This window comes from Photobacterium sp. DA100 (assembly GCF_029223585.1).
In the GTDB taxonomy this organism is placed as follows: Bacteria; Pseudomonadota; Gammaproteobacteria; order Enterobacterales; family Vibrionaceae; genus Photobacterium.
Map to the genome: position 1 here is coordinate 1,743,685 of NZ_CP119424.1, position 13,694 is coordinate 1,757,378.

A 13,694-nucleotide genomic window follows, 5' to 3' on the forward strand; every position below is an offset into this window, starting at 1 on the left:
GCCACCCGAGGGTGGCACGCATTGTTTTACTCTTTGATCGTCACTTTCTCGATGATAATGTCATCGAGCGGCACATCTTCATGGCCGAAACGGGTCATGGTCAGCGCTTTACCAATGTTGTTCACCACCATCATGCCGCCTGTGACTTTACCGAACACCGCATAACCCCAGCCTTGGTTGGTGGTAGCAGTGAAATCAAGAAAGTCGTTGTCTTCCAGGTTGATGAAAAACTGCGATGTCGCCGAATGTGGCGCATCGGTACGAGCCATTGCAATCGTGCCCGCTTTGTTTTTCAGGCCGCGGTTGGCTTCGTTGACAATTGGGTCACGGGTCGGCTTTTCCTTCATTCCCGGCTCGTGGCCACCGCCTTGGATCATAAAACCGTCAATCACACGGTGGAAAATCGTTCCTTCGTAAAAGCCGTCTTTGCAGTATTGCAGAAAGTTCTTCGAGCTGACCGGAGCCTTGTCGAAATCCAGTTCGATTTCGATATCACCGAAGTTCGTCGTGAAAATAATCATAAAAATAACTTTGCTAAGTATGAGTGGCTGGCAGTATACAAAGCTTAGCGGATACCGCAAACACCATACCTATTCCCAGGCAGTCAGCATTTTCGCCAGTAACGCATCAAGCTGTTGCTGCTCCTCCTTTGACAACGCTGTAAGCTTGCGTTGATTGTTTCGGTGCAGCTCCTGAATAATTTCATCTATCAACACCCGGCCTGCCACTGTCAGCTGCACCAGTTTGCTACGTTTGTCTTCGGGATTATCCACCCGCTCAACCCACCCCGCCTTGGTTACCCGTGTCAGTACCTTGGTCAGTCCGCCAGAGCTCAGCAGCATCGAACTGTAGAGCTCGGTGGGCGACAGACAGAAAGGCTCGCCCCCTCTGCGAAGGGTTGCCAACACCCCGAAATCGGCACTTTGCAATGCGTATTGCTCAATCACCTGCGCCAAATCTTGCTGCAAATAGTCATGAAGACGGTGGATGCGCAAAATCGGCGGGGAATGTTGCTCAAACGATTCGGGCCAATTTTGTTCGATATTTTTCAGAATATTAGCAACAGTTTCTTGCTTTGCCATCGTTCTACTCCTTCCTAACCCTCCAAATATATCTTGCTGGAAAGATAAATACCATATAGTATCTTTCTGGAAAGATAAATAAGAGAGCTATATGAACAAACACATTCCTACATCTTTATTGTTATTACTCGCAGCCGTATTTGCCCTTTCCCCTTTCGCGATTGATAGCTACCTGCCTGCGATCCCCACCATTGCGGGGGATCTCGGCGTCAATACGTCGCTGGTCGCCGTGACTGTGAGTATTTATGTCCTCGGTATGGCCGTCGGCCAGTTAATTGGAGGTCCGTTGTCTGACAGGCTTGGCCGCAAACCCACCATGGTGGCTGGCCTGCTGCTGTTTGCTGCCGGAAGTTTCATGATGGCCGGTGTCGAATCACTGGAAATGCTATGGGCATGGCGTATCGTCCAGGCCCTCGGCGGGGGGATCGCCGTGGTCGGTGTACCGGCAACCATCCGCGACAATGCGGTCGGCAAAGAAGCGGCCCGATTGTTTTCGCTCATTGCCCTGATCATGATGCTGGCTCCTTCCATTGCCCCAACGGTGGGGACACTGATTCTACGCACCCAGAGCTGGCACTGGATTTTCTACCTACTTTGCTTCCTGTCGACCCTGATTGCGCTGAACGCGTTAGTGGTTATGCCCAAGGCAAAACCGGCCAAGAAAGGCAAGGCTTCCGGCGGATACCTGTCCGTCATCAAGGAGCGCCGCGCGTTGGGCTACCTACTGGCACAGGCTTTTGGCTATGCGGTATTAATGACGTTTATTACCAATGCCCCCTTGGCGTATATCGATCACTTCGGGGTTTCAGCCGAGCTATTTTCCGGGCTCTTTATCGCCAATGTGATCGGTATTGTGATCATCAACCGTACCAACACCTTTCTGTTGCGTACCTTTGAGCCATCTACCTTGCTGAAAGTATTTCTGAGCCTGCAGCTGATCGGCGGTATCGTCCTTATCACCAGTCACGTGGCGGCACCGGAAAAATTGTGGTACATCGTTCCGGGCTTCGTGATCTCCATCGCCGCCAACGGCGGGATCATGGCCAACTCCAGCGCTTGTTTCATGCGTTATTACGGCCCAAACGCAGGAGTTGCCTCTGCCCTACTGGGCGCGGTGCAATATGGTGTTGGTGCCGGTGTGAGTGCAATGGCGGCGATGCTGGGCGGGACGTCACTGTGGCCGATGATCATCGCGATGGTCGGCTCTACCGTGATTGCCTTAGCCGGGGCAACTGTCGGTGCTCGGCTGGACACGGGAAAGAACGATGAAGATGCCGCCTCGGCGGTGGCCTCTTGACGCTACAAACGACAAAAAAGCCAGAGGGATACCTCTGGCAAAACACGAGCTCGACAACATAGCAATAAAAAAGCAGGCAACTGTAACCCTATTCACGGTGTGGAAGGTTAACCATCATCCCCGCCACCTGAAAAGCTGTTGCCGTCAGGTTTTCTGCCCCGCTAGCCAGCGCCTGGGCCAACGAGCACGGCTTGGACAGCACCGAAAAGCATGCGACGATGCCCACTTGCCGCAATGCATCACAGCCATCGCCAAGCGAGCCGGCCAATGCGACGGTGGGGATCCCCATTGACTGGGCTAATTTGGCGACACCGGCCGGGGTCTTGCCACCAAGGGTTTGACCGTCCACTCTTCCTTCACCGGTTATCACCCAGTCGGCCCCCTGAAGCTGTTCTGGCAGTGAGACCGTTTCGGACACTATGGTTATCCCTGGCTTCAACTCCGCCTGCATGAAAGCAAGCAGGGCCGCCCCCATGCCGCCAGCCGCACCGGAGCCCGGCACATTGACAACCTGACACCCCAGTTTTTCGGCGATACAGCTGGCATAGCAGGTCAGGGCACTGTCTAGCTGCTCGACAATCTCGGGGGTGGCTCCTTTCTGCGGACCAAAAATGGCGGAGGCTCCCCGTACGCCGACCAATGGATTATCAACGTCACATGCCGCGACGACGTCCACTTTGGCCAGCCTTGGATCCAATCCCGCCATGTCAATATCTGCGATTCGGGATAACTGGGCACCACCATGACCAATGGGATAGCGGTACTTATCAAGGAACCTGACACCCAGTGCTTGCATCATCCCTACCCCGCCGTCATTGGTTGCGCTGCCCCCAATCGCGACAATCAACCGTTTGGCGCCGGCATCCAGCGCGGCAGAAATCAACTGCCCAGTCCCGAAACTGGTTGTCAGGCGAGGATCCCGCTGCTCGTTGCTTAGCAGCTCTATTCCCGATGCCCGTGCCATTTCAATCACTGCGGTTTCACCATCACCCAGCATGCCAAACTCGGCGTCGACCTGCATATCCGGCAACGGCCCCATCACCGATACCGTTTGGCGATGACCTTGGGTGGCATCTACCAGCGCGTCCAGGGTGCCCTCCCCGCCATCCGCCATCGGCACGCAGACTACCTCACAGGCAGGCAGGCGCTGCAGGATGCCTTTTTTTATCGACCGACACACCTCGGCAGCACTTAAGCTCTCTTTGAATGAATCCGGGGCAATGACTATTTTCATCCACCATCTCCTTTGCAAAACACATTAGCCAAAAACCACAGCGGGCACTACCGTGCCCGCCGTGTTGGTTAGCCCCGAATAGAGTGGTTACTCATATGCTCAAGCGCTTTGATCATCGCAGAGTGATCCCAGCCACTGCCGTCAAGTGCCGCACAAGTGTTGAACAACTCTTGTGCCGTTGCGGTATTGGGCAAGTTCAACTGCAATTCACGGGCGCCACTGAGGGCAAGATTGAGATCTTTTTGGTGCAGCTGGATACGGAAGCCCGGCTCAAAGGTGCCTTTCACCATGCGTTCGCCATGCACTTCAAGAATTTTCGAAGAGGCAAAACCACCCATCAATGCTTCACGGATTTTGGCCGGATTGGCACCTGCCTTTGAGGCAAACAATAGCGCTTCACCAACCGCTTCAATATTGAGTGCCACAATGATCTGGTTAGCGACCTTGCAGGTTTGGCCGTCACCATTGCCGCCCACGAGCGTAATGTTCTGCCCCATCACCTCAAACAGCGGCTTAACCTGCTCAAAAATGTCTTCACGGCCACCGGCCATGATCGATAGCGTTCCGGCCTTGGCACCCACCTCGCCCCCGGAAACAGGAGCATCGACATACCAGGCTCCCAGCGCTTCCACTTTCTCGGCAAAACCCTTGGTGGCCATCGGTGAGATAGAGCTCATATCAACCACGACTTTACCCGGGGCCAACCCTTTGGCCACACCAATATCAGAGAACAGGACCTCTTCAACCTGAGGGGTGTCCGGCACCATGGTAATGATCACTTCGGCCGCTTCCGCAACGGCGGCCGGGGTGGGGCAGGCAAACCCTTTTTCGCCCAGCAATTCCGCTGGCGCAGGCTCGAAGTGTTCGGAGAAATACAAGGTATAACCTGCATCCTGCAGATTCTTCGCCATTGGCTTACCCATGATCCCCGTTCCGATAAATCCGATATTTTTCATCCTACTTTCTCCCTTCCTTAAACTAAATTAAATGCTTTAAGCCAACCCAGACCGGCCTGAGTGCCATTTGCCGGTACGTATTCACAACCAACCCAGCCGCTGTAACCAATATTGTCTAGGTGAGCCAGTAAAAATGGGTAGTTAAGCTCACCGGAACCCGGCTCATGGCGCCCCGGATTATCAGCTAACTGGACATGGCCAATCTGCGCCAGGTGAGTTTCCAGTGTCCGCGCAATATCGCCTTCCATAATCTGCATGTGGTAAATGTCATACTGGTAACGGATGTTGTCAGAGCCAACATCTTCCAGCAGCCCGAGCGCCATACGGGTGTTGGAGACAAAGAAACCGGGGATATCGCGGGTATTAATTGCCTCGACGACAAAAGCGATGCCAGCCGCCTCCAACAACCCGTTGGCAAAGCGCAAGTTGTCGACCAGTACCCGGTAGGCCTCGTCATCGGAAACATGGTCTGGTTTGATCCCGACCAGACAGTTAACCTGGCGGCAGCCCAATACCTGGGCGTACTCGATTGCTTTAGTCACCCCCTGACGAAACTCCTCAACCCGATCAGGATGACAGGCAATGCCCCGCTCCCCGGCGGCCCAGTTGCCTGCGGGTAAATTGAATAGCACCTGCTGTAGGCCGTGGGCTTCTAGCTGGGCGGCAATATCGGCCGCCGGAAAGTCGTACGGGAACAAGTATTCCACGCCACGGAATCCGGCCTCTGAAGCCGCCTTGAAGCGCTCCATAAAGTCGAGTTCGGTAAATAGCATTGAGAGGTTTGCTGCTAGTTTTGGCATATTCGATGCTCCTTCGTGCTGCGGCTGCCTCAGCCGCAGCAAAGTTGAAATAAATGATCTGTCACTCAACGGCGGGGTTATAGGTCTATGGTTTCTTCAAATTCCATCACCTTATCGATATCCGGCCCCATCGCGATATTGGTCACACGCTCGGTCAGCACCTCGACAACAACAGGCACCTTGTACTTCTGAACCCACTCTTTCGCCTGCTCCAGCGCCGGGCCGATATCTTGCGGCTCATCAACACGGATGGCTTTACAGCCCAGCCCCTCAACCACGCGCTTGTGATCCACGCCGTACTCTTTCACTTCCGGCGCATTCTGGTTTTCAAACGAAAGCTGAACGCAGTAATCAATATCGAAGGCGCGCTGGGCCTGGCGGATCAGCCCCAAATAGGCGTTGTTGATCAGCACATGGATATACGGCAGATTGAACTGCGCCCCCACCGCCAGCTCCTCGATCAAAAACTGGAAATCGTAATCTCCCGAGATGGCAACAACCGGCTTGGTCGGATCGGCTTTCACAACCCCAAGAGCAGCAGGCATCGTCCAACCAAGCGGACCGGCCTGGCAGGCATTGATCCAGTGTCTCGGCTGGTGAATATGCAAGAACTGGTTCGCTGCGATCTGCGCCAGGCCAATAGTCGACACATAGCGTGTCTCTGGACCAAACGCCTTATTCATTTCGTGGTAAATGCGCTGGGGCTTGACCGGCGTACAGTCAAAGTCTTCACGGCGGAGCATGGTGCGCTTGCGTTCGGCACAACTCGCCACCCACTCAGTACGGTCTTTCAGATCGCCCTTTGCCTTCATCTCCTGCGCAGCTTCGATAAATGCCGAAAGCGCGTCATGGGCATCGGAGGCGATACCCAGATCCGGCGAGAAAACACGCCCAATCTGGGTCGGTTCGATATCGACATGAATGAACTTACGCCCTTCGGTGTAGGTTTTCAGATCGCCCGTATGGCGATTGGCCCAACGGTTGCCGATACCAAACACAAAATCCGACTCAAGGTAGGTGGCGTTGCCGTAGCGATGGTTGGCCTGACACCCCATTCGCCCTGCCATTAGCGGGTGTTCGTCCGACAGTGATCCCCAGCCACGCAGTGTCTGGATCACCGGAACGTTGACCAACTCTGCGAATTCGCGCAGCAAGGCTGAAGCATCAGCATTGATGATCCCGCCACCGGCGACCAAAACAGGTTTTTCCGCCTCGTTCAGCATGGCCAGCGCAGCCTGGGCCTGCGCTTTGGTCGCCGATGTCTTGGCTGGCGCCATTGGTTGATAGAGATCAATATCAAACTCAATTTCGGTCATCTGCACATCAATCGGCAAATCCAGCAGGACAGGGCCAGGACGGCCCGAGCGCATTTCATAGAAGGCCTTCTGGAACGTCCCTGGTACCTGGCCAGCTTCGCGGATCGTCACCGCCATCTTGGTAACCGGCTTGGCTATCGCTTCGATATCAACGGCCTGGAAGTCCTCTTTGTGAAGCTTGGCAACCGGTGCTTGGCCTGTGATACAAAGGATCGGGATCGAGTCTGCAGAGGCCGAGTACAGGCCGGTGATCATATCGGTGCCCGCAGGGCCCGATGTGCCGATACACAGACCGATATTCCCCGGAGCGGTTCGGGTATAACCCTCTGCCATATGTGATGCCCCTTCGACATGCCTTGCCAGCACATGCTCAATACCGCCAATTTTTTTCAGTGCGGCATACATCGGGTTGATGGCAGCCCCGGGAACACCAAATGCCGTATCGACGCCTTCTTTCTTTAAAATTAATACCGCCGCCTCTATTGCTCGCATTTTTGCCATAATATGTATTCTCCTAATCCAGGATGAAATTTTTCCTATTCAAACAGGATGAATTGATTTTTAAATGTTATTAAAAACTAATGGTATAATTAGTCGATAAATGCTTAACAATACAATTATCTTCACCGGCACGGTCAATGGTTAAAAAGTCTGTTTCTTGGTTCTTAGCAAACAGCAAATAATGCCAAACATTGCGGTGATAATTAATTCCTTGATTTCCATTAGTAACAAAGGCGCGTAAAGTCGACTCATCAATATTCTCATCCCCCTTTGCCACTATGACAATAAAGCGCTCACCCTTTAGTGGGAAGAATGCCTGACTGCCTTTAGGGTGTTTTTCCAATAAATCAAATGAGATACCATTCTCAAACCCAGCGGCTCGCACAATACTGATCAATGGTGACGATTCATCTGATACATCAATGGCTCCAAGCCCATGAAAGCGCTGCCCAGAGCGATTATTGATATAGAAGAAATCGGAGTTATCCGTCTCCAACACATCACCAAAAGGGGCAAATGCCTCTTTGGTGAGAGGCTCTACTATTAGTTCTCGCATAATTAAAGTTACCTGATTTAATTGCCAAATTCATTTAAAGGGTTAACCGTTATTAAACGACTAACAATCATCCCCGGCATATTCCCTTTTCTGACAATTATAAAAACAGACATTCACCTTAAAATACTTGAGCTAGAGCACACTTTTTTTTCTCGCTATTTTTTTCAAACAATACGAAATCATTTAATAAAAATAATTTATTATTCTCATGGTTAAGGCAATTATCAAAATTAAATTAAAATTAATTAGGCTATTAAATAAAAAAGGTGAGCTTTTCAGCTCACCTTTTCTCACAATTATGGCATCTGCGCCATCACATTATCTAAACAGGTTAAACCGTTAGCGCTTTACTCCCCGCAGCTTGCTTTTTTTTATAGCCAAGAGCAATCGTCAAGCTAAACGCAACGGCAAAGGCAATCACCATACCCAACACATAGGATACGACCGAGGTCGGCGCAATGGAGATGATGCCCGGCAGACCTGCCGCCCCCAGCGCTGTGGCTTTTACCTTGAACAAGGTAATGAACGCACTCGCAGTTGCCGCACCGATAATAGCGGCAATGAACGGGTAGCGGTATTTCAGGTTAACACCGAACATCGCCGGCTCAGTAATCCCCAGCAAGGCCGTGACACCCGATGGCATCGCGATCCCCTTGGCTTTTTTATCTTTGGTCGTCAGGCCATAAGCCAGGCAAGCCGCGCCTTGCGCAACGTTGGACATCGCTGCAATTGGGAAGATAAACGTACCGCCAGTCACCGCAATATCTGCCAGAAGCTGGGTCTCAAATGCAATGAAGCTGTGGTGCATACCGGTGATCACAAACGGCGCGTAAACCAGCCCAAATAAAGCACCGCCGATAAAGCCTGCGGACTCGTAAAGCCAGTTAAGGCCATCACCCAACAAGAAACCGGCATCACGGGTGATCGGGCCGACAAGCGTTAAGGTGAGAAAACCGGTGATGAAAATGGCCAGCATCGGAGTCAACAGGTTATCCAATACCGATGGGATAAATTTGCGCAGACCATTCTCAACCTTAGCAAGAATGAAAGCCGACACCAATACCGGCAGTACTGAGCCTTGGTAGCCAACTTTTTCGATCTCAAAACCGAAGATGTTCCATACCGGGATATTGCCGCTAACACTGGCACCACCGAAGCCCCAGCCGTTCAACAGGTCTGGGTGAACCATCAACATACCCAGCGCAGCGCCAAGGAAGGGGTTACCGCCAAATTTCTTCGATGCCGAGAATGCTAGTAAAACAGGGAGATAAACAAATGGGGCGTTGGCAAACGTATTGATCATCGATGCCAGATCGGCCATTCCCGGATAGGCTTCAATTAGTGACTGTCCATCAATAAACAGGCCCTGTGCGGTCAGCAGGTTAAAGATCCCCATCAACAGACCACCCGCGACAATGGCCGGGATGATCGGCACGAAAATATCGGACAGGCCCTTCACTGCACGCTGAACAACGTTCTGCTTTTGTGCGCTAGCAGAAGCAACCTCTTTTGTCGACATCTCTGTCTGACCTGTCTCTGCTGTCATCGCCGCATACACCTGGTTGACGATCCCTGAGCCAAAGATCACCTGGATTTGCCCGGCCACCTGGAATTGGCCTTTTACCCCTTCGATGTCATCGATTGCTTGCAAGTCCGCCTTGCTCTCGTCATGCAAAGCCAAACGCAAGCGCGTCGCACAGTGTGCCGCAGCTGCAATGTTTTCTTTTCCACCAAGCTTTTCAATAAGTTGCTTGGCAATCATCGGAAAGTCCATCTTTCTACCCCCGTCGCGAATGCTCTTCACGCTCAGACATTTAAATTCCACCCTCAGCATGCCTGCTGGTATGGGTACATGTTATTAAAATCATTTCGGCTCCCGGAAAGTAACAAGGTGTGCCATTCGGCTTAGCAGGTGTTGGGACTGCTCACATTGCCAACTCCAATCGAACCAAGTCCAGTTACCTTGAACCTAAGTAGTTCTAGTTTATTTCGGGAACGTTACCGAAATAGTTTTTACGATAGAGTCAGGTGCCGTCAAGCTATGGTTTAATCAGTGTGAGGGGGATCGATGATTATGGCTATCTCGCACAATCAAATGTGACCTGGATCACCTTAACAGGCTAATCCGTAGCCCAATGATTGCAATGCATCCCTAGTTTGCAGGATCATCGAGGGTAACCAAGGAGTTATGTATGGCAAGCCTACACGATGTAGCCCGACTTGCCGGGGTATCGAAATCAACGGTCTCCCGGGTGATCAACGACGAATATGGCGTTAAAGAAGCCACAAAAATCAAAGTAAAACGTGCGATTGAAGAGTGCGGCTACGTAGTCAACCAAGTAGCAAAAGATTTAAAGTCCAATAAAACCAACCTGATAGGAATCATTGTTCCCCGCGTCGCCTCCAATGCTACCTCACAGGGCGTTGACGGATTAAGCGAAGTGTTTGAACGGGCAGGCAAGCAGGTATTGCTGGCTAACAGCCGTCTGGAGGCAGGCAAGGAGTTGCAATACATTGAACTGTTCAACCAGAAACGGGTTGAGGGTATCGTGATGTTTGCTACCCACATCGATGAGCCGCTGGTCACAGCCATCAAGCGCTCCAAGGCGCCAGTGGTGCTGATCGGTCAGGACGGTTCAAACTTCAACATCCCAAGTGTCATCCACGATGACTATCGGGTGGGATATTGTGCTGGTGAGGTCTTGAACCAAGCAGGCTGCAAGCATGTCGGCTTTCTCGGGGTACAAAGCGATGATATCGCTGTCGACCAGCAACGCTTCGACGGTTTTAGCCGCGCCTTGAGCCATATGGCAGCCGAGCCACCTAAGTTCCATTGCCAAGGGCAATTCTCAATAGCCTCAGGGCGCCAGGAAATGGCAAATATTTTGTCTAAAAATCATAAGGTTGACGGAGTATTTTGCGCAACCGACCGTATCGCAATCGGTGCGATGCAAGCCATTGCCGCAGCCGGACTAGTGCCCGGTGAAGACATCAAAGTGATCGGTGTCGGTAACGATGAAATGGCCTCTGTCGTAACACCAGGCCTGTCTACTTTTGCCTATGGCTTCGAGCCTGCAGGCAACAATGCCGCCAAAATGCTGCTGGAAATCATTGAGCAAGGCCGCAGCCAGGTGTCCAAACTGGTACTGGGCTTTGACTGGGTCCCGCGCGAAAGCGCTTGATAACCAGCCTTCATTCCCTACCCACCGCCAGCACCAAAAAGGGATCCAACGCACAGTTTTCGTCATAAAGGGGAGCAAATACAGCGCTCCCCTTGCACTGATAGCTGCATTTTTTGTATTTTTGGAACGTTCCCGAAATTATCAAACAAACTGGTTAAGGCCTCAACCCCATGACACTGACAGATATCCTTGCTGCCTGCGGCGGCCCCAACAATCTCTTGCGTGCGCTGCGCGTCGAGCAACAGGTGATTCTGGAACTTAAGGATCCTGAGCTTCGCTCCGATCTTGCACGTGTGTTGCCATTCCACAGCAGCCTCAATCAGGTAGCATGGACGCCGGAAATGCCTTTATGTCAGGCTAACTGGGAGCAGCTCGGACGTATTATCGAGCAAAACCAGCGCACTCAACTTGCGGCAGTGTGCGAGATCACTCAATCACCGCACCGGCCGCTATGGCATATTGCCCCACCGCAGGGCCTGCTCAACGATCCTAACGGCTTCACCTACCACAATGGCGAATACCATCTTTTCTACCAGCTCTACCCTTTTGGTTGTGTGCACAAAGACAAGTACTGGGCCCATGTCACCAGTTCCGATCTGGTTAATTGGCAAAGCCAGCCGATGGCGCTATACCCATCGGATTGGTTCGACAGCCATGGGGTGTTCTCTGGCCATGCTGTCAGTACCGACGATGAACTGATGCTGTTCTACACCGGCAATGTCCGGATTGGCGAGCAGCGCCAGCGCATTACCACCCAGTGCCTGGCCACCTCGAGTGATGGTGTAAATTTCACCAAACACGGACCGGTGATTGACAGCCTACCGCCTTCAGTTACTCCCCATTGCCGCGATCCGAAACTGGTAAAAAACGGCGATCACTGGCTGATGCTATTGGGTGCCCAGCAAGAAACTGATGAAGGCCAACTGCTTGGCCGCCTGGCAATTTACCGCTCTTTTGATTTACGCCAGTGGGAGTTTGTCTCACTGACTGGTAGCGAGCTCAATGACTTCGGCTATATGTGGGAGTGCCCGGACCTATTTGAAATCGGCGGGCAGCTGGTTGCCATTATCTGCCCTCAAGGCATTGAGGCGGATAGTAAGCACCACAACGTCCCGCACCATAACGGCTACCTGCAAGCCAGCTTGGATGAGAACGATCGGCTTGAATTATCAGAGTTCCGCACGCTGGATCACGGCTTCGACTTCTATGCCCCGCAGTCGACACAGGCACCAGACGGCCGCCGCCTGATGATAGGCTGGATGGGATTGCCGGATGAAATCAACCAGCCAAGTGTTAAAGACAAATGGCTCCACCAGCTCACCTGCCTGCGAGAGCTATCTTGGCAAAACGGTAAGCTGTATCAGCAGCCTGCCCGTGAGTTGCAGCAACTTCGGGGCGAAACGCAGAGCTTTAACCTCGAGGCTAACAATGAAAAATCTTCGTTGGATCTAGGGAGCAAGAGCTTCGAATTGCAAACGACCTTACCTTGGCCGGCATCGGGGCAAACCACCCTGCGGGTGATGGACAACGGCAGCGAGTACTGCGACATCATCCTTGATGCCGACCAACAGCGGATCCGCCTGGATCGCACCCATGCCCAGCCAACCGACGGGGAAACCATCCGTGAATTGCCTTGGCCACACCGGCAAGACGTTGAACTGCAGCTTCTGGCTGACAACTCATCGCTGGAGCTCTTTATCAATCAAGGCGAGTTTGCCATGACAGCCCGTGTATTTACCGCTCAAGATGCCACAGCTGTTCGGCTGATTGGCGGCACTCCCGTTAGCATTGACATTGAAGCTTGGCTGTTGGGCTAAAAATCAAAAGGCAGTCTGGCTCCCCACTTTGGCTGCCTTCGTTATTAACCTAGTTCAATTTTTACCAACTCAGCTGCGGTATCGACGAAAATACCTTGGATATCTTTGGCTTCGCGCTCGGTCTGGCCGCCATATTTTAGAAAGGCAGCAATAATCGCTTGGGTCTTCTCTTCTTTGGCCCGCTCAAGGAAATAGCGTAGCTCCAGTTCCGTCCCTGCATTTTCATCTTCAATCGATGTTGTGATGATTTCCTTGTACATCACTATGTCACGGATCTCTAGTTGACTGATGGCACCGAGTACCAGAGCGAGATAGCCTTCCATCTGCGTCGTTGGCACATACTGGGTAATAATATTCAATCCCTCTGCTTGCTGGGCAGTAAAATCATTGCCAACTAGCAATGCTTGCAGCGCCTTGTTTTTACCCATTTTTCTGGCAAAGTGCACTGCCCCCATACCGCCAGTTGGGATATTGACGTGAATTTCTGGCTGGGCAAATACAGCGCTTTCCGTGCCATAGGCTAAATCACATGCCATAACAAATTCATTCCCCCCGCCTCGCGCGACACCATCAACCACAGCGACCGAGACTTGCTTCATTGCTTTGATATTGGCAATCATGTGATTGAATTCAATAGATGCAGCTTGGCCTCCCTGCGTGCCGTTGATGACATTCAAATCCAAATGAGCCAGAAAGAACTGCTCGTGCAGTGACTTAAACACCACCACCTTGGTCTCGCGGCTATCCTTGAGAGACAACACAAACTCATTGACTTCGTTAATCAAATCAATCGTCAACACGTTTACAGGAGGATTATTGATAATGACTGTCGCAATGCCGTTTTCATGGCTAACCGATAACTTGTTCATGGAATTTTCCTCACTCTACGTAATGGGCCCTATTCGTTGATGCCCTCTCGATGGGTAATAACTATAGGTTTGTCATAGGCGAAG

At 52.0% G+C, this 13,694-nt stretch carries 12 protein-coding genes; 3 read left to right on the forward strand and 9 right to left on the reverse strand.

What is annotated here, in order from left to right:
• Window positions 1–26: 26 nt before the first annotated feature.
• On the reverse strand, window positions 27–521 hold the full coding sequence (locus PTW35_RS25495; protein WP_281028008.1) for a peptidylprolyl isomerase: 495 nt from the start codon (window positions 519–521) through the stop codon (window positions 27–29).
• 69 nt (window positions 522–590) lie between these two features.
• Window positions 591–1,082: a MarR family transcriptional regulator gene (locus PTW35_RS25500; RefSeq protein WP_044621609.1), complete on the reverse strand. Its 492-nt coding sequence runs from the start codon at window positions 1,080–1,082 to the stop codon at window positions 591–593.
• Window positions 1,083–1,173: 91 nt separating this feature from the next.
• Between PTW35_RS25500 and PTW35_RS25505 the strand changes: the two genes are divergently transcribed.
• Window positions 1,174–2,379 carry a multidrug effflux MFS transporter gene (locus tag PTW35_RS25505; protein WP_281028009.1) on the forward strand — a complete coding sequence of 402 codons (1,206 nt, stop codon included), beginning with the start codon at window positions 1,174–1,176 and terminating at the stop codon, window positions 2,377–2,379.
• Window positions 2,380–2,467: 88 nt separating this feature from the next.
• Here PTW35_RS25505 and PTW35_RS25510 read toward each other — a convergent pair whose 3' ends face one another.
• From PTW35_RS25510 to PTW35_RS25535, 6 genes are all read right to left on the reverse strand, one after another.
• The gene (locus PTW35_RS25510) at window positions 2,468–3,613 is read right to left on the reverse strand and encodes a glycerate kinase (RefSeq protein WP_281028010.1); all 1,146 of its coding nucleotides are present in this window, start codon (window positions 3,611–3,613) and stop codon (window positions 2,468–2,470) included.
• Between the two features lie 68 nt (window positions 3,614–3,681).
• The gene (locus tag PTW35_RS25515) at window positions 3,682–4,569 is read right to left on the reverse strand and encodes a 2-hydroxy-3-oxopropionate reductase (RefSeq protein WP_044621612.1); all 888 of its coding nucleotides are present in this window, start codon (window positions 4,567–4,569) and stop codon (window positions 3,682–3,684) included.
• Between the two features lie 17 nt (window positions 4,570–4,586).
• Window positions 4,587–5,369, reverse strand: coding sequence for a hydroxypyruvate isomerase (gene hyi, locus PTW35_RS25520; protein ID WP_281028011.1), 783 nt, complete (start codon window positions 5,367–5,369; stop codon window positions 4,587–4,589).
• Window positions 5,370–5,446: 77 nt separating this feature from the next.
• A complete protein-coding gene (gene gcl / locus PTW35_RS25525) occupies window positions 5,447–7,186 on the reverse strand; it encodes a glyoxylate carboligase (RefSeq protein ID WP_044621614.1) in 1,740 nt (579 codons plus the stop codon).
• 70 nt (window positions 7,187–7,256) lie between these two features.
• Window positions 7,257–7,742, reverse strand: a complete 486-nt coding sequence (locus tag PTW35_RS25530; RefSeq protein ID WP_281028012.1) for an ureidoglycolate lyase — start codon at window positions 7,740–7,742, stop codon at window positions 7,257–7,259.
• Between the two features lie 331 nt (window positions 7,743–8,073).
• Window positions 8,074–9,516, reverse strand: a complete 1,443-nt coding sequence (locus PTW35_RS25535; protein WP_281028013.1) for a sucrose-specific PTS transporter subunit IIBC — start codon at window positions 9,514–9,516, stop codon at window positions 8,074–8,076.
• 418 nt (window positions 9,517–9,934) lie between these two features.
• Here PTW35_RS25535 and PTW35_RS25540 point away from each other — a divergent pair, with 418 nt between their 5' ends.
• Window positions 9,935–10,924 (forward strand): LacI family DNA-binding transcriptional regulator, encoded by a 990-nt coding sequence (locus PTW35_RS25540; protein WP_281028014.1) that lies wholly within the window; start codon window positions 9,935–9,937, stop codon window positions 10,922–10,924.
• A gap of 170 nt (window positions 10,925–11,094) precedes the next feature.
• On the forward strand, window positions 11,095–12,741 hold the full coding sequence (locus PTW35_RS25545) for a glycoside hydrolase family 32 protein (RefSeq protein WP_281028015.1): 1,647 nt from the start codon (window positions 11,095–11,097) through the stop codon (window positions 12,739–12,741).
• Window positions 12,742–12,785: 44 nt separating this feature from the next.
• Here the strand turns inward: PTW35_RS25545 and PTW35_RS25550 are convergent, their stop codons facing one another.
• Entirely contained in the window at window positions 12,786–13,610 is an 825-nt protein-coding gene (locus PTW35_RS25550) for an enoyl-CoA hydratase/isomerase family protein (protein WP_281028016.1), read from the reverse strand.
• Window positions 13,611–13,694: the final 84 nt, after the last annotated feature.

Excerpts from the sequence above, each read along its gene's own strand:
- PTW35_RS25495 (WP_281028008.1), bottom strand. The coding sequence starts at position 521 with ATGATTATTTTCACGACGAACTTCGGTGATATCGAAATCGAACTGGAT.
- PTW35_RS25500 (WP_044621609.1), bottom strand. The coding sequence starts at position 1,082 with ATGGCAAAGCAAGAAACTGTTGCTAATATTCTGAAAAATATCGAACAA.
- PTW35_RS25505 (WP_281028009.1), top strand. The coding sequence starts at position 1,174 with ATGAACAAACACATTCCTACATCTTTATTGTTATTACTCGCAGCCGTA.
- PTW35_RS25510 (WP_281028010.1), bottom strand. The coding sequence starts at position 3,613 with ATGAAAATAGTCATTGCCCCGGATTCATTCAAAGAGAGCTTAAGTGCT.
- PTW35_RS25515 (WP_044621612.1), bottom strand. The coding sequence starts at position 4,569 with ATGAAAAATATCGGATTTATCGGAACGGGGATCATGGGTAAGCCAATG.
- hyi (WP_281028011.1), bottom strand. The coding sequence starts at position 5,369 with ATGCCAAAACTAGCAGCAAACCTCTCAATGCTATTTACCGAACTCGAC.
- gcl (WP_044621614.1), bottom strand. The coding sequence starts at position 7,186 with ATGGCAAAAATGCGAGCAATAGAGGCGGCGGTATTAATTTTAAAGAAA.
- PTW35_RS25530 (WP_281028012.1), bottom strand. The coding sequence starts at position 7,742 with ATGCGAGAACTAATAGTAGAGCCTCTCACCAAAGAGGCATTTGCCCCT.
- PTW35_RS25535 (WP_281028013.1), bottom strand. The coding sequence starts at position 9,516 with ATGGACTTTCCGATGATTGCCAAGCAACTTATTGAAAAGCTTGGTGGA.
- PTW35_RS25540 (WP_281028014.1), top strand. The coding sequence starts at position 9,935 with ATGGCAAGCCTACACGATGTAGCCCGACTTGCCGGGGTATCGAAATCA.
- PTW35_RS25545 (WP_281028015.1), top strand. The coding sequence starts at position 11,095 with ATGACACTGACAGATATCCTTGCTGCCTGCGGCGGCCCCAACAATCTC.
- PTW35_RS25550 (WP_281028016.1), bottom strand. The coding sequence starts at position 13,610 with ATGAACAAGTTATCGGTTAGCCATGAAAACGGCATTGCGACAGTCATT.